The sequence below is a fragment of the Billgrantia sp. NRB1 genome (assembly GCF_056921725.1).
On sequence record NZ_CM167783.1, the window covers coordinates 930,192 to 951,658 of the forward strand.

The 21,467-nt window shown below is 65.6% G+C and carries 18 protein-coding genes; 7 read left to right on the plus strand and 11 right to left on the minus strand.

Annotated features, from left to right (window positions below; translation table 11 throughout):
* Positions 1-244: 244 nt before the first annotated feature.
* The 7 genes from mgtE to folE2 all read right to left on the minus strand — a co-directional run bounded on the left by mgtE (position 245) and on the right by folE2 (position 9,417).
* Positions 245-1,594 (minus strand): magnesium transporter, encoded by a 1,350-nt coding sequence (gene mgtE, locus ACZIYR_RS04250; protein WP_473032542.1) that lies wholly within the window; start codon positions 1,592-1,594, stop codon positions 245-247.
* A 339-nt stretch (positions 1,595-1,933) separates the two neighbouring features.
* Positions 1,934-2,968, minus strand: a complete 1,035-nt coding sequence (locus ACZIYR_RS04255) for a BspA family leucine-rich repeat surface protein (RefSeq protein ID WP_473032543.1) — start codon at positions 2,966-2,968, stop codon at positions 1,934-1,936.
* 73 nt (positions 2,969-3,041) lie between these two features.
* On the minus strand, positions 3,042-4,298 hold the full coding sequence (locus tag ACZIYR_RS04260) for a BspA family leucine-rich repeat surface protein (RefSeq protein WP_483528313.1): 1,257 nt from the start codon (positions 4,296-4,298) through the stop codon (positions 3,042-3,044).
* 300 nt (positions 4,299-4,598) lie between these two features.
* Positions 4,599-6,620, minus strand: a complete 2,022-nt coding sequence (thrS, locus tag ACZIYR_RS04265; protein ID WP_483528314.1) for a threonine--tRNA ligase — start codon at positions 6,618-6,620, stop codon at positions 4,599-4,601.
* 38 nt (positions 6,621-6,658) lie between these two features.
* Positions 6,659-8,053: a cysteine--tRNA ligase gene (gene cysS / locus ACZIYR_RS04270; RefSeq protein WP_483528315.1), complete on the minus strand. Its 1,395-nt coding sequence runs from the start codon at positions 8,051-8,053 to the stop codon at positions 6,659-6,661.
* A gap of 54 nt (positions 8,054-8,107) precedes the next feature.
* A complete protein-coding gene (gene hisI / locus ACZIYR_RS04275; RefSeq protein ID WP_483528316.1) occupies positions 8,108-8,521 on the minus strand; it encodes a phosphoribosyl-AMP cyclohydrolase in 414 nt (137 codons plus the stop codon).
* Positions 8,521-9,417, minus strand: a complete 897-nt coding sequence (gene folE2 / locus ACZIYR_RS04280; protein WP_483528317.1) for a GTP cyclohydrolase FolE2 — start codon at positions 9,415-9,417, stop codon at positions 8,521-8,523. Before folE2 ends, hisI begins: the two co-directional genes overlap by 1 nt.
* A gap of 285 nt (positions 9,418-9,702) precedes the next feature.
* Between folE2 and ACZIYR_RS04285 the strand changes: the two genes are divergently transcribed.
* The 5 genes from ACZIYR_RS04285 to ACZIYR_RS04305 all read left to right on the plus strand — a co-directional run bounded on the left by ACZIYR_RS04285 (position 9,703) and on the right by ACZIYR_RS04305 (position 15,128).
* Complete coding sequence (locus ACZIYR_RS04285; RefSeq protein ID WP_483528318.1) at positions 9,703-10,932, plus strand: nickel/cobalt transporter; 1,230 nt, start codon at positions 9,703-9,705, stop codon at positions 10,930-10,932.
* 48 nt (positions 10,933-10,980) lie between these two features.
* Complete coding sequence (locus tag ACZIYR_RS04290) at positions 10,981-11,847, plus strand: class I SAM-dependent methyltransferase (RefSeq protein WP_483528319.1); 867 nt, start codon at positions 10,981-10,983, stop codon at positions 11,845-11,847.
* 204 nt (positions 11,848-12,051) lie between these two features.
* The gene (locus ACZIYR_RS04295; protein WP_483528320.1) at positions 12,052-13,080 is read left to right on the plus strand and encodes a TonB-dependent receptor; all 1,029 of its coding nucleotides are present in this window, start codon (positions 12,052-12,054) and stop codon (positions 13,078-13,080) included.
* A complete protein-coding gene (locus ACZIYR_RS04300) occupies positions 12,993-14,423 on the plus strand; it encodes a TonB-dependent receptor (RefSeq protein ID WP_483529044.1) in 1,431 nt (476 codons plus the stop codon). Before ACZIYR_RS04295 ends, ACZIYR_RS04300 begins: the two co-directional genes overlap by 88 nt.
* Positions 14,424-14,447: 24 nt before the next feature.
* Complete coding sequence (locus tag ACZIYR_RS04305) at positions 14,448-15,128, plus strand: Fe2+-dependent dioxygenase (RefSeq protein WP_483528321.1); 681 nt, start codon at positions 14,448-14,450, stop codon at positions 15,126-15,128.
* Between the two features lie 98 nt (positions 15,129-15,226).
* Here ACZIYR_RS04305 and ACZIYR_RS04310 read toward each other — a convergent pair whose 3' ends face one another.
* From ACZIYR_RS04310 to ACZIYR_RS04325, 4 genes are all read right to left on the minus strand, one after another.
* A complete protein-coding gene (locus ACZIYR_RS04310) occupies positions 15,227-16,330 on the minus strand; it encodes a CobW family GTP-binding protein (protein WP_483528322.1) in 1,104 nt (367 codons plus the stop codon).
* A gap of 3 nt (positions 16,331-16,333) precedes the next feature.
* On the minus strand, positions 16,334-17,554 hold the full coding sequence (gene zigA, locus ACZIYR_RS04315; protein ID WP_483528323.1) for a zinc metallochaperone GTPase ZigA: 1,221 nt from the start codon (positions 17,552-17,554) through the stop codon (positions 16,334-16,336).
* Positions 17,554-17,982 carry a TraR/DksA family transcriptional regulator gene (locus ACZIYR_RS04320; RefSeq protein WP_483528324.1) on the minus strand — a complete coding sequence of 143 codons (429 nt, stop codon included), beginning with the start codon at positions 17,980-17,982 and terminating at the stop codon, positions 17,554-17,556. The genes zigA and ACZIYR_RS04320 overlap by 1 nt, the downstream gene beginning before the upstream one ends.
* 225 nt (positions 17,983-18,207) lie before the next feature.
* A complete protein-coding gene (locus ACZIYR_RS04325; RefSeq protein WP_483528325.1) occupies positions 18,208-19,386 on the minus strand; it encodes an alpha-hydroxy acid oxidase in 1,179 nt (392 codons plus the stop codon).
* Between the two features lie 134 nt (positions 19,387-19,520).
* Here ACZIYR_RS04325 and ACZIYR_RS04330 point away from each other — a divergent pair, with 134 nt between their 5' ends.
* Together ACZIYR_RS04330 and manD are read left to right on the plus strand one after the other, a co-directional pair.
* Complete coding sequence (locus tag ACZIYR_RS04330; protein ID WP_483528326.1) at positions 19,521-20,258, plus strand: GntR family transcriptional regulator; 738 nt, start codon at positions 19,521-19,523, stop codon at positions 20,256-20,258.
* Positions 20,255-21,466 (plus strand): D-mannonate dehydratase ManD, encoded by a 1,212-nt coding sequence (manD, locus tag ACZIYR_RS04335; protein WP_483528327.1) that lies wholly within the window; start codon positions 20,255-20,257, stop codon positions 21,464-21,466. The genes ACZIYR_RS04330 and manD overlap by 4 nt, the downstream gene beginning before the upstream one ends.
* The last annotated feature ends 1 nt before the right edge of the window (position 21,467 follow it).

Sequence of the window (21,467 nt, forward strand, 5' to 3'; positions counted from 1 at the left end):
CCGGATCTCGCTCACCGATCAATAGGTCGCCAGCTGACTCCGCAGTGTAGAGGCACGGCTCTGTATATGCTTACTCCCCATGAGGGTAAGTCGATATTGGAGGCAGGGAGGGCTTTGTCCAAGGTTGGTTGAGGTGGCTGGCGGACAGTCGCCAGCGGGATGTGGTGTCGGGACCGGAGCTGGGAAAGGGGCAGGGGAAAGGGGCGGGGCGAAACGTCGGAAGCGGTTACGCCCCCCCCTGGGGTCAGGTGGGCAGGCCCAGCACCGCGGTGGCGATGGCGAAGTAGATCAGCACGCCCACGCCGTCGGCGATGGAGGTCACCAGCGGCGCGGAGGCGGTGGCCGGGTCGAAGCGCAGGCGCTGCAGCAGGAAGGGCAGCAGCATGCCGATCAGGCTGCCCATGATCACGATCAGCACCATGCTCATGGCCACCACCATGGCGATCTCGGTGCCGGCCCGGAAGATACCCACCACCGAGACGGCCAGCGCCATGGTCAGGCCCAGGCCGATGGCCACGCTGACCTCGCGGCCCAGCAGCCTGGCCCAGTCGCGGGTTCGCACGTCGCCGGTGGCCATGCCGCGCACCATCAGGGTCGCCGCCTGGGAGCCAGCGTTGCCGCCGCTGTCCACCAGCAGGGGCAGGAAGAACACCAGCGCGATATAGGCCTCGATGGTCTCCTCGAAGTAGGCGATGCCGGCGCCGGAGAAGATGTTGGCGAACACCAGTAGCACCAGCCAGACGATCCGCTTGCGGTAGAGATCGAACAGGCTGGCCGAGCGCAGGCTACCTTCGATCTTGCCGATGGACATCCCCTTGTGCATGTCCTCGGTGGCTTCCTCTTCGGCCACGTCCATGGCGTCGTCGTAGGTGACGATGCCCACCAGACGGTCGCCGCCGTTGGTCACCGGCAGGGCCATCAGGTCGTAGCGTGAGATCAGCTTGGCCACCTCCTCCTGAGGGGTCTCTACCTTGGCCACCACCAGCTCTTCGGTCATCAGACTCGCCAGGGTGTCCTGGGAATTGGCCAGGATCATCTCGCGCAGCGACAGGGTGCCGAGCAGCCGGCCCTCAGCGTCGACGCAGTAGATCTGGTAGATGGTCTCGGCGTTGGGGCCGGTGCGGCGTACTTTCTCTAGCGCCGTGGCCACGTCCGCCTCGGCGGGCACGGCCACGTACTCGGAGGTCATCAGGGCGCCGGCGGTTCCTTCCTCGTAGCTGGCCAGCTTGCGGATATCCTCACGCTCGGCGTGGGCCAGGCGGCGCAGCAGGCCCTGCTGGCGGGGCTCGTCGAGCAGCTTGAAGAGGTCGGCACGCTCGTCGGCATCCATGAAGTGCATCAGCTCGGCGAGGGTGGCGTCCTCCATCTCGGCGGCAAGCGCGCTCTGGGTTTCCTCTTCCAGGTAGCCCAGGGCGCTGGCCCGCTGCTCCATGGGCAGGTAGTCCAGCAGGGAAATGGAGGTGTCTTCCTGCTCGTGCTGGATGAACTCGGCCAGGTCGGCGAGCTGCATCTCGGCGACCAGGTGGCGAATGGCGTCGGTGTCCTGACGCTGAAGGGCGCTGCGCAGGGAGGCAGCGAGAACGGCATAGCTCATGGTATGGCTCCTTGACGCGCGTCACTGGGGCGCGCAGGAACCACGGCCTAGCGGATAGGCAGGGGCAGGCTCCGGCGCACCACGCAAGACGACGCGGCGCGATCAATCGAGTAGTCGGTCGTGTAATGGCGACTCGGAGGTTCCATTAGATTCCTCTAAGGGGGTTTCGCTGCCATGCAGCAGCGCGGCGATAGTAGACACTTGGCTAATGGAGGTCAATGGCGAGGATTAGAATTTTTCTCAATCGCACTGCCTCCCCCAGGCCTGCTCATGCCCAGGCCGCCCCGGCGCTTGCCGGGGCGCTGTCTGTGCATTTCAGTGTTGGACCAATGAGTGTCGCTATTCCAGCCCGGCGGGGGCATTCTCGGGGTCGAAGGCGCTTGCACCATGAAAGATGGCACGTGTCTCGGTAACACTGGATACATCCCAGCCGCTGATGTCCTGATTGAAGGCAGACGCCCCAGCAAACATCTGCTGCATGTTGGTGACGCTGCCGGTATCCCAGCTGCCAATATCCTGATTGAAGGAGGAGGCATTGCTGAACATGGATCTCATGTTCGTCACCTGGGAGACACTCCAGCGGCTGATGTCGCCATTAAAGGCATCAGCTTCGGCAAACATATTGCCCATGTTGGTGACACGGGAAACGTCCCAGTCACTCAGGTCCTGGTCGAAGGCGCTGGCACTCCAGAATAGGTAGGACATGTCGGTCACGCCGGATACATCCCAGCGGCCAATATCCTGATTAAAGGACCTGGCTCCGGCAAACATGCCGTGGAGGTTGCGCACACGCGATACATCCCAATCGCCGATATCCTGGTTGAAAGCCTCCGCGCCGTAAAACATGTTGGTCATGTTGGTCGCGCGGGCGACATTCCAGTCGCCGATGTCCTGGTCGAAGGCCTTGGCTTCTGCAAACATATGGCGCATGTTGTGGACCCGGGAGACATCCCAGGCACTGATGTCCTGGTTGAACGCCTCGGCGCCCATGAACATCTGGCTCATGTTGTTGACACGGGATACGTCCCAATGGCTGATATCCTCATTGAACCCGGCCTCGTCCTCGCCCAACCGGCTCATATCGAATAGTCGGCTCATCCCGTTGATGCCGCTGGTACAGGTCGTGGCGGCATTATCCGGGGTGATGTCGTCGGCGGCTCGCTTGGTGTAAACGGTGCCCTCGACCTCGCCACTGTCTCCAAGCTCGGCCTCCACGCACACCACGGTGACGCCATTGGGCGCAAGGGTGAAGTCCGAATTTTCCTGTGCATGCACAGTGAGGGGTAGCGCGAGGGGCAAGCCTGCTAGCGCGGCTGAAAGGGGTATCAGTATCCGGCGGGGCAGGGATGCATCGGTATAAGTAGGCGTCATCATGTCGATATCCGTGCAGTGTCTGAGGTGAGAGCCGTGGGCATCACCGCCGTTCGAGTGGCGACGTAAAGCGTCGTTAGTCCAACTCAATCCTTGGTGGTGCATTGGCGGAGTCAAAGGCCTCGGCGCCATCGAACATGGCGGACGTATTGACATCGTCGGCGAGATCCCAGCCGCTCAGGTCTTGGTTGAACGACTCGGCTCCGCCGCCAAAGCCTCCAAACATGCGCTCCATGCTGGTGACGTTGGAGACGTCCCAACTGCCGATATCCTGGTTGAACGACTCGGCAATCGCGAACATCGCGGCCATGTTGGTGACGTTGGAGACGTCCCAATCGCCAATATCACCGTTAAATGACGTCGCGCGCGCGAACATCCCGTCCATGGTGGTGACGTTGGAAACATCCCAGGAGCCAATGTCCTGGTTGAAGGAGGCGGCTCTGTTGAACATCTCGCTCATGGACTCCACGCTGGAGACGTCCCAGGCGCTAATATCCTGGTTGAATACTTCGGCGTCAAAGAACATGCCCTCCATGTTCGTGACGCTGGACACATCCCAGCCACCGATATCCGCATTGAAGGACGCCGCACCCACGAACATGTTGCCCATGTGGGTAACGCGAGAGACATCCCAGCTGCCAATCTCCTGGTTGAAGGCTACTGCTCCGGCGAACATGCCTTCCATGCTGGTGACGTTGGAGACATCCCATCCGCTGATATCCTGGTCGAATATCTGGTTGTCAGAGAACATATGATTCATTTCCCTCACGTTCGAGACATCCCAGTCGCCGATGTCTCCGTTGAACGAGTGGGCATGAGTGAACATGTCACGGGTGCTGGTGACGCTGGAGAGGTCGGGCGTGTCCGAGGCGTTATACGTCATGTTGACGGCGCCGGCAAAGGCGGCCTCCATGCTCGACCATTCGATGTCCCCCCATTGCTCAATGGTTTTTAGCCTTTCGGCATCGTCCGGATTTCCGTTGCCATCAAACCAGACATCCAGAAAGATACGGGGAAAGTCTCCGTGGATCGTCACCTGGTAGATACCTGGCTCCGTGTAGGTGTGAGAGGGGTTCGGATCGCTGCCGGAGACCTCCTCCACGATGCCGTTCCCCCAGTCGATCGTAAAGTCATAGTCGGTGTAGGGGGCCGTGGGGATAAAGACCTCCTCGTCGGCCTCGAGGGTTTCCCAGGTGGTGATAAAGGCCTCTGTATCCTCAGCCTGAGCCGTAACCGGCCAGACAAGAGCTGCCGTGATGACCCCCGCCAGCGCAGTATGCAGCGTGAGACCGTGCTTCCCGGGAGACGGAGTGGGAGTAGATAAAGGATTCATAGGCTATTCCGGCGATTCGGGAATGTTGAGTTTACGGGCCTGAAAAGGGGTGCCCTACTCGTGCAGCGTACGTATAACCTGAATGCTAAACACCCCTCTTTTATGTGTTGTGCCGAATAGTCGAATCCCGTAATGTCCGAAGGGGGCAGGTGCATCATCCTTAAGTGGCAAATTGAATTAAAATGCACCTGTTTATTCGCGGCGTTTATCAAGACCATTGCGCCAGATTGCCCCGACCCCCCAGCACCAGCAGGTCGGCGTGGCGACGGGCCAGGCGCGCGCCGAGGTCGTCGGGCTAGCTCATGCCCAGGCCTCCTCGGCGCTTGCCAAAGCGCGCAGGCGTTCCAGGCGGGCCGCCTGGTCGCGGCGCCGAGCCTCCCGGTCGGGGGCCTGGCACTCGGCCTGGAGTCGGGCGATGGCCTCCTCCACCTCGAGGGTGCCGAGGTCGCTGCCGTCCCGGTGGCGCAGGGTCACTCGGCCCTCGGCCGCCTCCCGGCCGCCGACGATCAGCAGGAAGGGAATCCGCTGCAGGGTCTGCTCGCGAATCTTGTAGCCGATCTTCTCGTTGCGCACGTCGGCCTCGGCGCGCAGCCCGGCGCCGCAAAGCGCCTCGCTCAGGGCCTCGGCGTAGCCCGCCTGGGCCTCGGTGATCGACATCACCACCGCCTGCTGGGGCGCCAGCCAGGCGGGCAGCTTGCCAGCGTGATGCTCGATCAGGATGCCCAGGAAGCGCTCCAGGGAGCCGAACAGCGCGCGGTGCAGCAGCACGGGGCGCAGGCGCTGGCCCTGTTCATCCACGTAGTCGAGCCCGAAGCGCTCGGGCAGGTTCATGTCCACCTGCAGGGTGCCGCACTGCCAGTCGCGGCCGATGGCGTCGCGCAGCACGAACTCGAGCTTGGGCCCGTAGAAGGCGCCCTCGCCGGGGTTGAGCTCGTAGGCCAGGTCCATCGTCTCCAGGGCGTCGGTCAAGGCCCCCTCCAGGCGGTCCCATACGGCCTCGCTGCCCATGCGGTTCTCCGGCCGGGTGGAGAGCTTGAGGCGCACCTCCTCGAAGCCGAACTCCCGGTAGATGTCGAGCACCAGCGCCACCACCCGGCGGCACTCCGCGCTCATCTGCTCCGGCGTGCAGTAGATATGGGCGTCGTCCTGGGTGAAGTGGCGCACCCGCAGCAGGCCGTGCAGGGCGCCGGAGGGCTCGTAGCGGTGGACCTTGCCGAACTCGCCCATGCGGATGGGCAGGTCGCGGTAGCTCTTCAGTCCGTGGCGGTAGAGCAGCACGCTGCCGGGACAGTTCATCGGCTTGAGGGCCAGGGAGCGACCGTCCTCCGTCTGCGTGGTGTACATGTGCTCCTGATAGTTCTGCCAGTGGCCGGAGGTCTCCCAGAGGCCGCGGTCCATGATGTCCGGCGTGTTCACCTCCACGTAGCCGCCGGCGGCCTGGCGGCGGCGCATGTAGGCGATCAGGGTCTGCAGCACCGTCCAGCCGCCGGGGTGCCAGAACACCGCGCCGGGGGCCTCCTCCTGGAAGTGAAAGAGCCCCAGCTGGCGACCCAGGCGGCGATGGTCGCGCTTTTCGGCCTCCTCCAGGCGCTTGAGGTAGGCCTTGAGCGCCTTGCGGTCGGCCCAGGCGGTGCCGTAGAGGCGCTGCAGCTGGGCGTTGCGGGCGTCGCCCCGCCAGTAGGCGCCGGAGAGCTTGGTCAGCCGAAAGTGCTTGAGAAAGCGGGTGTTGGGCACGTGGGGGCCGCGGCACATGTCCACGTACTCCTGATGGAAGTAGAGCCCCAGGGTGGCCTCGTCGGGCATCTCCTCGATCAGCCGCCGCTTGTAGCGCTCGCCGCGCTCGCGGAAGAGCCGCAGGGCCTCTTCCCGGGGCACCCGCCGCTTGATGACGTCGTACTCCTGGGCGATCAGCGCCTTCATGCGCGCCTCGATGGCCGCCTGGTCCTCCGGCGTGAAGGGGCGCTCGAAGGCGATATCGTAGTAGAAGCCGTCGTCGATGACCGGGCCGATCACCATCTCGGCATCGGGGTAGAGCTGCTTGACGGCGTGGCCCACCAGGTGGGCGCAGGAGTGGCGGATGATCTCCAGCCCCTCGGGGTCGCTTGGCGTGATCACCTGCACCCGGGCGTCCCGGGTGATGGGATCGCCGGCGTCCACCAGGGCCCCGTCCACGCGACCGGCCAGCGCCTGGCGGGCCAGGCCGGGGCCGATGGCGGCGGCGATCTCCGCCACGCTGGTGGGGGACGCCAGCGTCAGCTCGCGCTCGTCCGGCAGGGTGATGGTGAGGCTCTCGCCGGCGGCGGGGGAGGGCGTCTCGGTCATGGTGTCGTTCTCATGGCGGTTCTCGGGGAGATGGGGTATCAGGCGCTGCCGGCGGCGAGCGTCAGCGGCGCCCAGCGGGGGCCTTCAGGCGTGTCGCGCACCTCGGCACCCAGCTCGGCCAGCTCGTCGCGCAGGGCGTCGGCGCGGGCGAAGTCGCGCTGCCGTCGCGCGCTTTCGCGCTCGGCGACCAGCGCCTCGATGCGCGCCACCGGCAGGTCGGAGCGCCGGGGCGAAAGCGCCGCCAGGGCCTCGGCGGGGGGCTGCTGCAGCAGGCCCAGCAGCCTGGCCGAGGCCAGCACGGCACCCTTGGCGCGGGCGCGCGCGGCGTCGTCGGTGGCGGCCTTCAGGTCATCCACCAGCCGCTGCAGCCGGGTCAGCGCCTCGGCCACGTTGAGGTCCCGGCGCAGCGCCGCCAGCAGCTCGGCATCCGGCGGCGTCTTGGGGTCTGCCTCGAGCCCCTCCACCTCGGAAAGCGCCCGGTAGTGGTCGAGCAGGGTGCGGCGGGCGCGCATCAGGCGCTCGCTGTTCCAGTCCAGGGGGCGGCGGTAGTGGGTGGCGAGCAGGGCCAGGCGCACCGCCTCCCCCGGGGCCTGGTCGAGCAGGTCGCGCACCAGCAGCACGTTGCCCAGCGACTTCGACATCTTCTGGCCGTCCACGGTGACGAAGCTGTTGTGCACCCAGTTATGGCAGTAGCGGGCGCCGTGGGCGCAGGTGCCCTGGGCGATCTCGTTCTCGTGGTGGGGGAAGATCAGGTCCTGGCCGCCGCCGTGGATATCGAGGGTGTGGCCCAGGTGCTCGCCGATCATGGCGGTGCACTCCACGTGCCAGCCAGGGCGTCCGCGCCCCCAGGGGCTCTCCCAGCCCGGCTGCTCGGGCGAGGAGGGCTTCCACAGCACGAAGTCCAGCGGGTCGCGCTTGTAGGGCGCCACCTCTACCCGGGCCCCGGCCAGCATCTCCTCGGGGCGGCGCCCGGAGAGCTGGCCGTATTCGGCGAAGGAGCCGACCTGGAAGAGCACGTGCCCCTCGGCCTCGTAGGTGTGGCCGCGCTCGATCAGGGTCTCGATCAGTGCGATGATCTCGGGCATGTGCTCGGTGACCCTGGGCTCGAGGTCCGGCGGCAGCACGCCGAGGGCCTGCATGTCCTCGTGGTAGGCGTCGATATAGCGCTCGGTGATGGTGCGGATCGGTACCCCGGCGTCGGCCGCCGCGGCGTTGATCTTGTCGTCGACGTCGGTGAAGTTGCGCGCATAGACCACCTGCGAATAGTCGTGGCGCAGCACCCGCGCCAGCAGGTCGAAGACCACCGCCGGGCGGGCGTTGCCGATATGGGCGTAGTTGTAGACCGTGGGGCCGCAGACGTAGAGGGTCACGCGGTCCGGCCGTTCGGTGCGCAGCGCCTCGCGGCGGCGAGTCAGTGTATTGAAGAGTTGCATCGTGCTCCCGTGGGTGGCTTCCGCTGTTCTGGATTCGGTCAGGCGGCGTTGGCGTTACCGGTTCAGCGGCGCGGTGATGACCTCCACCGCGTCGTCGCGAATGGCGTTGTAGAAGCAGTTGGGGCGCCCGGTGTGGCAGGCGGGGCCTTGCTGGTCGACCCGCAGCAGCACCGCATCGCCGTCGCAGTCCAGCCGCGCTTCTATCAGCCGCTGGCGATGCCCGGAGCTTTCGCCCTTGCGCCACAGGGTCTGCCGCGAACGCGACCAGTAGCAGACTCGCCCGGTGCTCAGGGTCTCCAGCAGCGCCTCGCGGTTCATCCAGGCCAGCATCAGCACCTCGCCGCTGTCGTGCTGCTGGGCGATGGCGGTGATCAGGCCGTCGGCGTTCCAGGGAATGGCGGCTAGCACCGCTTCCAGCGCTCGACGCTCGCCGCGCTCGGCCTGCTCCAGCTGTAGCCAGATATCCATCACGCCTCCTGCCAGTTCCACTGGCTGCGTGCCACGGCATCGTGGGCGTGCAGGCTCTCGGCGTGTACCACGCGCAGGGAGAAGCCCTCGATGCCGGGCTGGTCGCGCAGGGCGTGGTGCAGGCGCCGGGCGGCATCCTCGCAGAACATCAGGTTCTGGCCGTTGGCTAGGGCGAAGGCCTGCTCGTCCACGCGCTTCACGGCGGTCTGCAGGGCGGTGCCCAGCGCCTGCTCCACGCGGTCGACCAGCGCCAGCAGCGGCAGCCCCGCCTGGCCGGCGTCGAGGCGCACGGCCAGGTGCGCCTGGCTGCGCTGGCTGTGGGGGGTGGCCAGCACGCCCTGGTCGCTGCCCAGCCAGGTCCGCACCGCCTCGCGGCTCACCGGCATCTCGGTGAAGTCCTCGTCGAAGGCCTGCTGGATCAGCTGGCGCGCCAGGGCCGCCGAACAGGGGCAGGTGGAGGAGTAGCCCACGCTCAGCTCGAGGATGGCGTGCAGGCCCTGGGCGTCGCGGCGGCAGCACAGGGTGAAGGGGTAGGTCTTCCATCCCGACAGGGGACTGATCAGCGCCGGGCGGCGCAGCAGCGCTTCCCCCTCCAGGTCGAGAAAGGCCCGGTGGGCGAGCCCCTCGTGGCTTTCCAGGAAGGCGTCGAGCACCCCGGCCACCCGCGACAGCGAGAGCTCCTGACCCTCCAGCTCGGCCAGTGCCAGGTAGAGACGCGACATATGAATGCCGCGGGCGGTGGGATCATCGAGGCTGACGCCCGCCGAAGCGCGGCCGGCGATGGCCTGGCCGGCCACCTGCAGCGGCAGGGCGATGCCCTCCATCCCGACCCAGCCCAGTGTGCCAAGGCGAGTGGCGGGGGCCGCCGCGATATCTTCCAGAGGATGCTTGTTCATGGACCGCTCTCGGTGGTTGATGCAGTAAATGTTATAACATAACATTCGAGCCCGACCGATAACCAGCCAAGGACTACGTGAGTAGGGCTACCGCAGTTACCGATGCCGGTTAGCGAAAGGCGCCGGGGACAGGCCTGAGAGGGGGCGCTGTGAACCCCTCCTTGGGCGCTACCGATGCCATCCCTGGCATAGGACCCCCTCTTCGACCTGTCCCCGGAGCAGCCTTGAGCGATGCCGCTACCAGCGATAGCCCTGCCCAGAGAGTACCGTCACCAGAGGTCCACCATGACGCGTCACGCCAGCTCGCTCCCTTCGTCTACCGACCCGGCCGGCGTTTCCTCCCGGCTGAGAGGTTTCCTGACACGCCACCGATGGCTGTTGGGCGGCCTGGCGCTGCTGTTTATCGCGGCCGCGCTGCTACTACAGCTGGGCGTAATGCGCGGCCTGAGCCTGCAGATCCTGGCCTGGCAGCGCGATTTGCATCGGGCGCTCACCCTGGCCGTGAGCGGCTGGTCCGAGACGCCCAGCTGGGCCACCGCCGGCTGGCTGCTGGCGCTGAGTTTCGGCTACGGGGTCTTCCATGCCGCCGGCCCCGGCCACGGCAAGGCGGTGCTCTCCACCTACCTGGTCTCCCAGGGCGGTGGCCTCAAGCGCGCCCTGGGGCTCTCGTTCAGCGCCGCCCTCCTGCAGGGCATGATGGCCATCGCCATGGTGCTGGTGCTGGTTCAGGGCCTGGGCTGGCTGACCCGCCAGGCTATGGGCAGCGTGGCGAGCCTGGAGCTGGCGAGCTTTCTGATGGTGGCGCTGCTGGGGGCCTGGCTCTGCCTGAGGGCCTGGCGGCTGCTGCGGCGCACGAAGGCCAGCGGCGATCACGGCCAGCATGATCACCGCCACGCCCACCACCATGCCCACCACCACGCTCACCACCATGATCACGACCACGCTCACGGCCATCAGCACGCGCTGGGGCCAGAACCCGGCCTCGGTCATGAGCACGCTCACCGCCATGCCCATGCCCATGCCCATGACCACAGCCACGCCCATGACCACAGCCATACGCATGATCACGGCCACGCTCATGGGCACGCTCCCGACCATCGGCATGATGGCTGCGGCTGCGGGTCGCGCCACCATATCGCCCCGGAGGAGGTCGGCAACTGGCGCACGGCGCTGGCCACCGTGGTGGTGATCGGCCTGCGCCCCTGCACCGGCGCGGTGCTGATGATGGGGGCGGCCAGCCTGCTGGGCCATGCGGCCCTGGGCGCCGCGGCGGTCATGGTGATGGCGCTGGGCACGGGGATGACCGTCTCGGCCCTGGCGCTGGCCAGCGTGCTGGCCCGGGACTGGGTCATTCGCCACTACGGCCGGTTCGCCAGCGGCGGGGGCGCGGTGCGCCTGGGGCGGTTGAGTGGCTGGCTGGCCATGGCCGGCGGTCTGATCATCCTGTGGCTCGGGGCCTCGCTAGCCTGGCAGGCCGGCAGCGCGCCAGCGGGTGGGTTGCCGCTACTGTCGTGATACGCTTCGGATCTTCCGTTGCCGGCTTTGGATTAACGAGATCACCCAATGAGCACAGCGCCTTCTCAGACCGTGTCCCAGACCACCTCGCCGATCTTCCGCGCCATCGAGACCCTGCAGGGCAGCCTGCCCTGGGGCAGCTTTCTCGATGCGGGCACCGGCTACAACTCCCTACGCTGGGTCTCCTCGCTGGAGACCGAGCGCTGGGCCGCGGTCACTGCTTCGACCGGCATGGCGCGCACCGCCAAGAAGGCCGCGGGGGAGCGCATGCGCCCTCAGGATCGCGTGCTGGTGGCCAACTGGGTCGCTCCCGAACTGCTCTACGGGGAGTGCTTCGATACGGTGCTGCTGGACTACTTCATTGGCGCCATCGACGGGTTTGCGCCCTACTGGCAGGAGCAGGTGCTGACGCGTCTGAGGCCCCACGTGAAGGGCAGGCTCTACATCGTCGGCACCGAGCCCTACGTGCTCGACGCACCCGATACCGAAGAGGGGCGCATCGTCCAGGCCATCGGCCGGCTGCGTGACGCCTGCCTGCTGATGGGCAATGGGCGCCCCTATCGGGAGTATCCGGCCTCCTGGGTGCTGCGCCAGCTCGGCATTGCCGGCTTTCGCGTGCGAGAGATCCGGCAGTTTCCTATCCGCTACCGCGAGCGCTTCGTCAACTCGCAGCTCGACATGTGCCTGAAGCAGCTGGAGGCCCTGAAGGATCCCGCCCTGGAAGCGGCGCTGAGAAGCCGCGTTGAAACGCTGCGCGCCGAGGCGCTCCCCCATGCGCGCAGCGAGAAGGGGCTGGCCTGCGGCGCGGACTACGTGATCGCCGCCGAGCCCCTGGACCCTCGACATCAAGCGCTTCCCCTGGCGCAGTCACAGGCGGTCGATCCGATGCCGTCGGACGATACCTTCGCCGGCTAGGAGCTTGTTTGGCAGGAAGGGGGGGCTGATGCATGGCAGTTACTGAATGCAAATCCTTTTTTTTTATGTTTTTTTCTTCTTTTGTTACAGTGTTGCGGATCAGGAGCTAACGAACAACAACGCTTCCACACGGAGAGGTGGAGGGATCGTGACGAAATGAGCGGGAGGCAGGTCATTCGCCTTCTCCATATAAGGGAACACTCAATGCATTTTTGCCAGAAAAAAGCGCTGCCCAAGGCGCTAGAGGCGCTTTCCCCGGCGCCAGCAAAATCTTCCTTCGGTCGCAGCGTGCTAGCCGCCAGTGCCTGCATGCTGGCCGCGATGAGCGTCAATGTTCATGCGCAGACGCCAGAGTCCCCATCCGCTGAGCTGGACACCGTGACCGTGACAGGGTATCGCGGCACCTTCATGGACAGCGTGCGCTATCAGCGTAGCGTTCAGGAAACGCCGCGTATCGTGACTGTGCTGACCAGCGACCTGCTCGACGACCAGAACGTGACCGAGCTGCGCGATGCGCTGCGCAACGTTTCCGGTATCAGCCTGCAGGCGGGGGAGGGTAACCCGCCCGGCGGTGACCAGCTCAAGATTCGCGGCTTCAATGCTCGCGACGATATCAACGTCAACGGCGCCCGGGATCTGGGCAACTACTTCCGCGATCCGTTCTACGTGGAGCAAATCGAGGTCATCAAGGGGCCCAACTCGGCGTTCTCCGGCCGTGGCTCTGCCGGTGGCACCATCAACTTCGTCACCAAGCAGCCCCTCATGGAGGATCGCAACCGGATCGATACGTCGATCGGCACGGATAACCTCTTTCGCCTGACCGGGGACTTCAACCGCCGCATCGACGATAACAGCGCGTTCCGACTTAACCTCATGCACCATACCCAGGACGGCCATGGCCGGGACGTGGTGGAGCAGGATCGCCACGGGGTTTATGCCGCCTACGTGTGGGGGCTGCAGGAGGACACGCGGGTCGAGCTCGATTTCCTGCACACTCGGCAGAACAACATTCCTGACCAGGGGATCCCGATCGACCGCGAAGGCTTCAGCGGTGATACCGCTGAATTGACGGCCAACAACAATACGCGAACCCCGGGGGGCAGCGCGCCGGTGACGGCTACTACACGGGTCGAGTACCGCCGGGCATCGACTACGGCAGCTACTACGGCCACGTGGATGACTACCAGAAGGTCAACGTCGACCAGTTGGGCGTGGCGGTGGAACACTATGTGAACGACAGCCTGAGCGTGCGCAACCAGTTTCGTGCCAGCCGGGTAGAAAACGACTCCATCACCTCCTCGCCGCGCATCAAGGTGCCTGAAGCGGCCTGGGGAAGCGGCGACTTCGACCAGGCGCTGGTGCAGGGCGACCTGAAGCCCCGCGACCAGACCGACACCTCCTTCTTCAACCAGACCGACCTGCTGCTCAACTTCGATACCGGTCGGGTGGCGCACGACCTGGTCCTCGGTGCGGAACTGGGCTATGTCGACATCAAGAACGATCGCCGTCCCGATCAGAACGGCCCCCGGACGTCCCTGTACGATCCCGAGCGTCGCGTCAGGCCAGTGGCTTACTATGATGGGACGCGCCACCGCCTGGAGTCGGAGCAGCTGGGTCTCTATGCCCTGAATGTCGCCGCCCTCTCGCCCCAGTGGGACCTTCACACCGGAGTGCGCTGGGACCACGTCAAGTCCACGGCGACGGATACCGGCTATGAAGCACTCCCTCAAGGGAATCTGGGGCCGGTATCGCGCACCGACAGCGAGTGGAGCGGCAACCTCGGCCTGGTCTTCAAGCCGACGGAGAACGGCACCGTCTATGCCTCGGTGGGAACCGCCTTCGATGTGACCGGCACCTTCGACCGGGGCCTGGTGCAGTTGGCCGGTGGTGCCGATGCGACGGGTCAGAAGCATGGCGGCGATCGGCGGCGGGAGGACATCATCGATGAGTCGGCCTTCGATACCGACCCCGAGCGCACCGTCGCCTATGAGCTCGGTACCAAGTGGAACGTCGCAGATAACCTGCTGCTGAGCGCGGCGCTGTTCCGTACCGACAAGACCAACGCGCGGACCCCTGCCCAGGGCGGCGGCGACCTGCTCGACGTCCTGGACGGCAAGCAGCGCGTGGAGGGCTTCGAAGTGGGGGCCATGGGCAGCCTGGCGCCCGGCTGGGACCTCTATACCAGCTATACCTATATGGAATCGGAAGTGCGTAGCTCCAATAACGAGTGGGAGGTGGGATCGCGACTGGGCGGCACACCGCGCCACACGTTCAATATCTGGTCGGACTACGACGTGACCCCCCGGTGGAGCATCGGCGGCGGCATGGAGTATGTGGCTAGCCAGGTGAACAATGTGGCGTCCGAGCCCGGGGCGCGCCGTCGCCAGGTCGAGATCGATGGCTACTCGATCTTCCATGCGTCAACGTCTTATCGCTTTACCGATGAGCTCCAGGTGCGTGTGAACGCCTTCAACCTGACCGACAAGGACTATATCTCCCAGTTGGCAGAAGGTGGGGCGCAAGGTATTCCCGGGCCGGGCCGGCATGCCATCGCCACGGTTCGCTATGAGTTCTAAGCGATTTAATGTTAAGGCCAAGGCATGATTGTCAGTTTCGAGAACATCCTGACGCCTGACGAGCTGGCGGCCATGCGCCGCCAGCTGCTGGCTGCCGAGTGGGCGCGAGGTATCAGTGCCGGTCCCCAGGCCAGACAGGTAAAGAAGAACCTACAGATTCCCGAGCAGTCGGCGGTCCTGAGCGAGCTGCGAACATCGGTGATGCGGGCGTTGAACCGTTCGCCCGACGTCATGAGCGCGCTGCTTCCCTTCAAGATCATTCCGCCGAACTTCAACCGCTATACCGTGGAGGATAGCCACTACGGAAAGCATATCGACAGCACGCTGCGGCCGCTGCCGGACGGCAGCTATCTGCGCACCGACGTGTCCGCGACGCTGTTCCTGTCGGATCCGGAGGAGTACGACGGGGGCGAGCTGAAGATCATCGACACCTTCGGTGAGCAGACCGTCAAGCTCGCGGCGGGGAGTCTGGTGACCTATCCGTCGGGCTCGCTGCACGAGGTCACGCCGGTGACGCGCGGCGAGCGGCTGGGGTGCTACATGTTCATGCAGAGCCTGATTCGCGACACGGAAAAGCGCCGCCTGCTCTACGAAATGGACAATTCGCTGCGTCGCCTGAGGGCCGAGCAGGGCGAGGCTCAGGCCGACCTGGTCGCCCTGACGGGCACCTACAACAACCTGGTGAGAATGTGGTCGGAGTGCTGATATGACATGAAAGCCGTTCCTTGAGTCTTTTGTTTCGAACGTATTGGCGCATGATGGCTGACAAGCACCATGCGCTTTTTTTCGTCCTCTTGGGTGGCTTACGGTGGCGGTGGGGTCTGCTCGGCCTGGGGCGCTTGGAAGAAGTCGAACAGCCGGGTCACGGCCTCGGGCGCCACGCCGTTGGTAATGAACACGAAGCGCGAGACGCCGTCCGGGCAGGCTTCCGACGGCAGGGTTACCGGTGGATGAAAGATATGCTGGACGCCGTGCAGCGCCAGCGGCTGCACCTGCCCCGCCACGTTCACGATGGCCTTGATGCGCAGCATCTTGTCACCGAGCAGGCTCATCAGCAGGTCCAGCCAGTCTTCCAGCGCCTCGGGGGCAATGGGCGCCTCCACGCTGAAGCAGAAGGAGCGAATCTGCTCGCCGTGCCGGCTGAGCGGCGAGGCGGTGGTTGGCGCCAGCAGCGGTGCGGCGGCCTCGCTGGCGGTGGGCGCCAGTCCCGGCTGGAGCGACACCTGAGCGTAGGAGGCGGCACCCAACCAGCCCTCGGCCTGCTGGCCTGCCTTGCCCGAGGCGGGCAGGCGCCGGGCGGTCAGCCGCTCGGCGTCCACCTCGCCGTGGCGCACCTCTAACTGCTCGGCGGCGGGGTTGACCTCGGTGAGCCGCTCACGCAGCCGGGCCAGGCGGTCGTCGTCCACCAGGTCGGCCTTGGTGATCAGCAGACAGTCGGCGATGGCGGCCTGGCGCTGGGATTCCCGGTGGGCGTTCAGGGTCGAGACGCCGTTGGCGGCATCCACCAGGCAGACCACGCCATCCAGGCGGAAGCGGTGGGCGAGCCAGTGGTCGGTCATCAGCGTCTGCAGGATGGGCGCCGGGTCGGCGAGGCCGGTGGTCTCGATGATCATCCGGGAGATCGGCCGGCCGCCATCGCGCGCGAGCGCCTCCCAGGCCTGCTGGACGCTTCGGCTCAGGTCGCCGCGAATGGTGCAGCAGAGACAGCCGCTGCTCATCTCCACCACGCTGTGCTCGTCGCCCTCGGCGACCAGCCGGTGGTCGAGTCCGATATCGCCGAACTCGTTGATCACCACCAGGGCATCGCACATGGTGGGCTGGCGAACCAGCGCGTTGAGCAAGGTGGTCTTGCCGCTGCCGAGAAAGCCGGTCAGCACCGTGACCGGCATGAGGTCTGCGTCGTGCATGGGCTACTCCCAGGCGGGGAAGGGGTCGGGCAGCGCCTGCCAGGCCGCCTTGCCGGCCAGCAGCTCCTCCTCGCTGAGCAGGCAGGCGTCCAGAGCCTGACGGATGCGCGCCTCGTCGAGGTTCTGGCCGATGAAGACCAGCTCCTGGCGCATATCGCCGAAGGGCTCCTGCCACTTGTCGAGGATGGCGGCGCGATAGTCGGGGTCCTCCGGCCAGCGGGACTCCGGCACCGCCTTCCAGAACATGCCGGCGAAGCCGTAGTGGGCGATGCCGCCGGCCTGGCTCCACTGGCCAGCGAACTGCGGCCGGGTGGCCAGCCAGAAGAAGCCCTTGGAGCGCAGCAGCCTGCCGCCAAACCAGTCGCCATGCAGCAGCTCGAAGAACGCCTGTGGTCGGAAGGGACGCCGGGCGTGGTAGGCGAAACTCGAGATGCCGTACTCCTCGGTCTCCGGGACGTGCTCGCCGCGCAGCTCCTTGAGCCAGCCAGGGGCCTGCTGGGCGCGCTCGAAGCTGAAGCGCCCCGTTTCCAGCACCTTCTCCAGCGGCACCTGGCCGTGGGTGATGGGAATCAGCTCCGCCTCGGGGTTGAGTGAGCGCAGCACGGCGGTGAGCTCGTCGAGCTGGGCGGCGGTGAGCAGGTCGGTCTTGCTGATCAGCAGCACGTCGCAGAATTCGACCTGATCCACCAGCAGGTCGGCGACGTTGCGCTCGTCCTCCTCGCCCAGGCTCTCACCCGCCTCGGCCAGGGACTGCGCCTCGCGGTACTGGGTGAGGAAGTTGGCGCCGTCGACCACCGTGACCAGAGTGTCGAGCCGAGCGACGTCCGAGAGGCTTTGCCCCTGCTCGTCGGCGAAGGTGAAGGTCTCGGCCACCGGCAGCGGTTCGGAGATGCCGGTGGACTCGATTACCAGGGTGTCGAAGCGCCCCTCCTCGGCGAGCCGGCGCACCTCCACGAGAAGGTCCTCGCGCAGGGTGCAGCAGATGCAGCCGTTGCTCATCTCCACCAGCTGCTCCTCGGCGCGGTTGAGGGTCACCTCCTCCTCGCCACCGGGGGCGCCGCGCACCAGGGCGGCATCGATATTAACCTCGCTCATGTCGTTGACGATAACCGCCACCCGACGGCCCTCGCGGTTGGCGAGGATGTGGTTGAGCAGGGTGGTCTTGCCGGCACCCAGAAAGCCGGAGAGCACGGTCACCGGCAGGGGCGTTTGCGGGGATGTCATCAGCCGTCACCTCGGGTCTTGCGGTAGTGGTTCTCGCGCTGCTCCTGGCGCTCCTTGGCCTCCAGGCAGAGCCTCGCGGTGGGACGCAGCAGCAGCCGCGGCAGTCCGATCGGCTCGCCGGTCTCCTCGCAGTAGCCGTAGTCGCCCGCCTCGATGCGGCGCAGGGCCGCCTCGATATTGGCTAGCAGGCGGGTCTCGCGATCGGCCTGGCGCAGCTGCAGGCGTAGCGCCTCCTCGAAGGCCGCCTGGTCCAGCTCGTCGCTGTCACGCTCATGGGAGGCCATGGCGGCGCGTACCTCGTCCAGATGGCGCTCCACCTGCGCCTTCTCCTCGAGCAGCCGCCGGCGGAAGAAGTCCAGCTGCTCGTCGTTCATGTAATCGTCGTCGGGCATCGCCAGCAGGCGCGCCTCTTCGGCTGATTGCGGCATCGCGGTCTCTCGTGACCCTCGGTGTGATGGGCGGTGGCCGACGGGTTTGCTAGGCCCCATATGGGTACCCCCTAACTCGAAGGCGCTACGGGTCGATTCAGGAGTTAGAAACGTTACGTTATAACGTATCTTATGGGAAACCCCGGGATGGAGGCTAGTCTGCTGCTGGCCGGGTATCTGGGTATCTGGGTATCTGGGTCTCCGGCTGGCCGAGGGCGGGCCTGTTTAGCGTAGCGCCGGCACTACCAGCTCGGGTTTCAGTTCGGCCACGCTGTTGCAGCCCAGCAGCCCGACGGTTCTGTCGATTTCCCGCTGAAGAATACCGAGGGCGTGTTCGACGCCGGCCTGGCCGCCCGCCGCTAGGCCGTAGAGCGTGGCACGTCCCAGCCAGACGGCATCGGCCCCCAGGGCAAGGGCCTTGACCACGTCGGTACCGCGGCGAAAGCCGCTGTCGACGTACAGCGCGCAGCGGCTGCCGATCCGGCGTCGCGCCTCAGGCAGCACCTCCAGGGGCGAGCGAGAGTGGTTGAGCTGCCGCCCTCCATGGTTGGAGAGCACTACGCCGTCGACGCCCAGCTCGGCGGCGCGCTGGGCTTCGTGAGGAGCCAGGATGCCCTTGACGATGAGGTTGCCCCGCCAGTGGTCGCGTAGCCAAGCGATGTCGTCCCAATTCAGAGAGGGGTCGAGCTGCTCGCCGATCACCGCCGAGGCACCCTGCACGGTGTTGCGCTCGGGTGGCAGCAGGTCGCCGAGGTTCTTGAAGGTGGGCACGCCGTGGGGGACCAGCACATCGAAGATCCAGCGTGGCCGCGAGAGCACGTGCAGCATGTTTCTGAGATCGAGCTTCATGGGGCGGCGAAAGTTGCGCGCATCCCATTCGCGATTGCCGTAGATGGCACTGTCGGTGGTGATGACGAGTGTCGAGTACTCGGCGGCCCGGCAGCGCTCGATCAGCGCTCGGACGTAGTCGCGATCGCGATAGAAGTAGATCTGCATCCAGGCGTTCAGGCCCTCGAGGGCGGCAATCTCCTCCAGTGAGGTGGTGGAGACATTGCTGAGCACAAAGGGAATATCGTGACCGGCGGCCGCCCTGGCCAGCTTGACGTCGCCGTTCTCGCTCACCATGCCGTTATAGCCGGTGGGACCGATCACTAAGGGTAGAGCGTGGCGCCGGCCGAGCATATCGGTCGACAGATCTCGGTTGCCGACGTTTGTCAGGGTGTTTGGTTCGAACCGGTAGTCATCGAACACCGCTCGGTTGTGGCGCAGCGACTGCTCGTCGTCGGAGCCACCGTAGAGGTATTCGAAGACGAAATGGGGCAGGCGTCGACGGGCGATGCGCTCCAGATCGTCGATGCTGAGGGCCTTGCGGTGGTCGGTTCCTGCGTAGGGGCGGCGCTTCATGGGAATCTCCTGGCGATTCGTATCATACCAACGTCTAAGCGGAACGCGCTTTCGATCTTTGCTCCATACTACCATACTAGTCATATCAGGGCAGGGTTAGCCACTCTGTGGACCTTCGAATCAGGACAGGTGCCATGAACACGACACTGCTAACTTTGTGGCAGGAAACTCGCGACAGTGACTCCGTTCGCCAGCGGCTCTACCAGGTGCTACGCGAGTCGATCATCCATATGGTGCTGGCTCCCGGGCAGGCGCTGTCTGAAAAGGAGATGGCGGCTACCTTCTCGGTGAGTCGCCAGCCGGTACGCGAGGCTTTCATTCGCCTGGCCGAGGCCGGGCTAGTGGAGGTCAGGCCCCAGCGGGGCACCTATGTGGTGAAAATCTCCCAGCGGGCGGTGCTGGAGGCGCGCTTCGTGCGCGAGGCGATCGAGGTGGCGGTAGTGCGAAGTGCAGCGGCAAAGGGCCTGGATGCGGCCACACTGGCCGAGCTGCATGAGCTGCTGGAGCGCCAGCGGCGCTGTGTCGAGCCCCACGACTTCAATCGCTTCTACCGCCTCGACGAGGCCTTCCATCGCACCCTGTCGCTGGGACTTGGCCAGCAGGCGGCCTGGAAAGTGATCGAGGAGGTGAAGGCTCAGTTCGACCGCGTGCGCTATCTCAGCGTGCCGGATGCCACGCCCATCGCTCGGCTGATCGAGCAGCATGCGGCCATCGTTTCTACGATCGAGGCGCGCGACGTGGAAGGCGCCGAACAGGCCATGCGTCTTCACCAGCGCGAGATCCTCAAGTCCTTGCCCGACCTGGTGCGGCGCTTCCCCGATATGTTCGAAGCGCAGCAGACCCACTCCTTGGTCATGGAGGCCAGCGAATGAGAATCGAACAGGCCTATACCCTAGTCACCTCGCCGGGGCGCAATTTCGTGACCCTCAAGATCGTCACCGACGAGGGGGTCTACGGCATCGGCGATGCCACCCTGAACGGCCGGGAAATGGCCGTGGTGGCCTACCTAGAGGAGCATGTGATCCCGGCGCTGATCGGGCGCGACCCGCAGCGTCTCGAAGACATCTGGCACTACCTCTACCGTGGCGCCTACTGGCGGCGTGGCCCGGTGACCATGAGCGCCATCGCCGCGGTGGACATGGCGCTGTGGGACATCAAGGCCAAGCTGGCCGGCATGCCGCTCTACCAGCTGCTGGGTGGCAAGAGCCGCGAGCGGGTGATGGTCTACGGCCATGCCACCGGCCATGACATCGAGGCCTGTCTGGACGAGGTGGCTCGCCACGTCGATGAGGGCTATCGCGCTGTGCGGGTCCAGGCCGGGGTGCCGGGCATCGCCAGCATCTACGGGGTAGCCAAGAAGGCCGGCGAGCGCTATGAACCCGCCGACAACGAGCTGCCCGCCGAGCACGTCTGGAGCACCGAGAAGTACCTCAACCACGTGCCCAAGCTGTTCGCTGCAGTGCGCGAGCGCTTCGGCGACGACCTGCACGTGCTCCATGACGTCCATCATCGCCTGACCCCCATCGAGGCGGCGCGGTTGGGCAAGGAGGTTGAGCCCTACCACCTGTTCTGGCTTGAAGACTGCGTGCCGGCCGAGAATCAGGAAGGCTTTGGCCTGATTCGTCAACACACCACCACGCCGCTGGCGGTGGGCGAGGTGTTCAACAGCCTCTTCGATGCCAAGACGCTGATCGAGAACCAGTGGATCGACTATATCCGCGCCTCCCTGACCCACGCCGGCGGCATCACCCATGTGCGTCGCCTCGCCGATCTGGCTGGGCTCTACCACGTGCGTACCGGCTTCCACGGTCCCACCGATCTGTCGCCGGTGTGCCTGGGGGCCGCTATCCATTTCGACACCTGGGTGCCCAATTTCGGTATCCAGGAGTACATGCCCCACACCCCGGAGACCGATGCGGTCTTCCCCCACGACTACCGCTTCGAGGATGGCCATTTCATCGCCGGCGAAACGCCCGGGCACGGTGTCGACATCGATGAAGCGCTGGCCAAGCGCTACCCCTACAAGCGCGCCAGCTTGCCGGTCAATCGCCTGGAAGATGGCACCCTCTGGCACTGGTGAG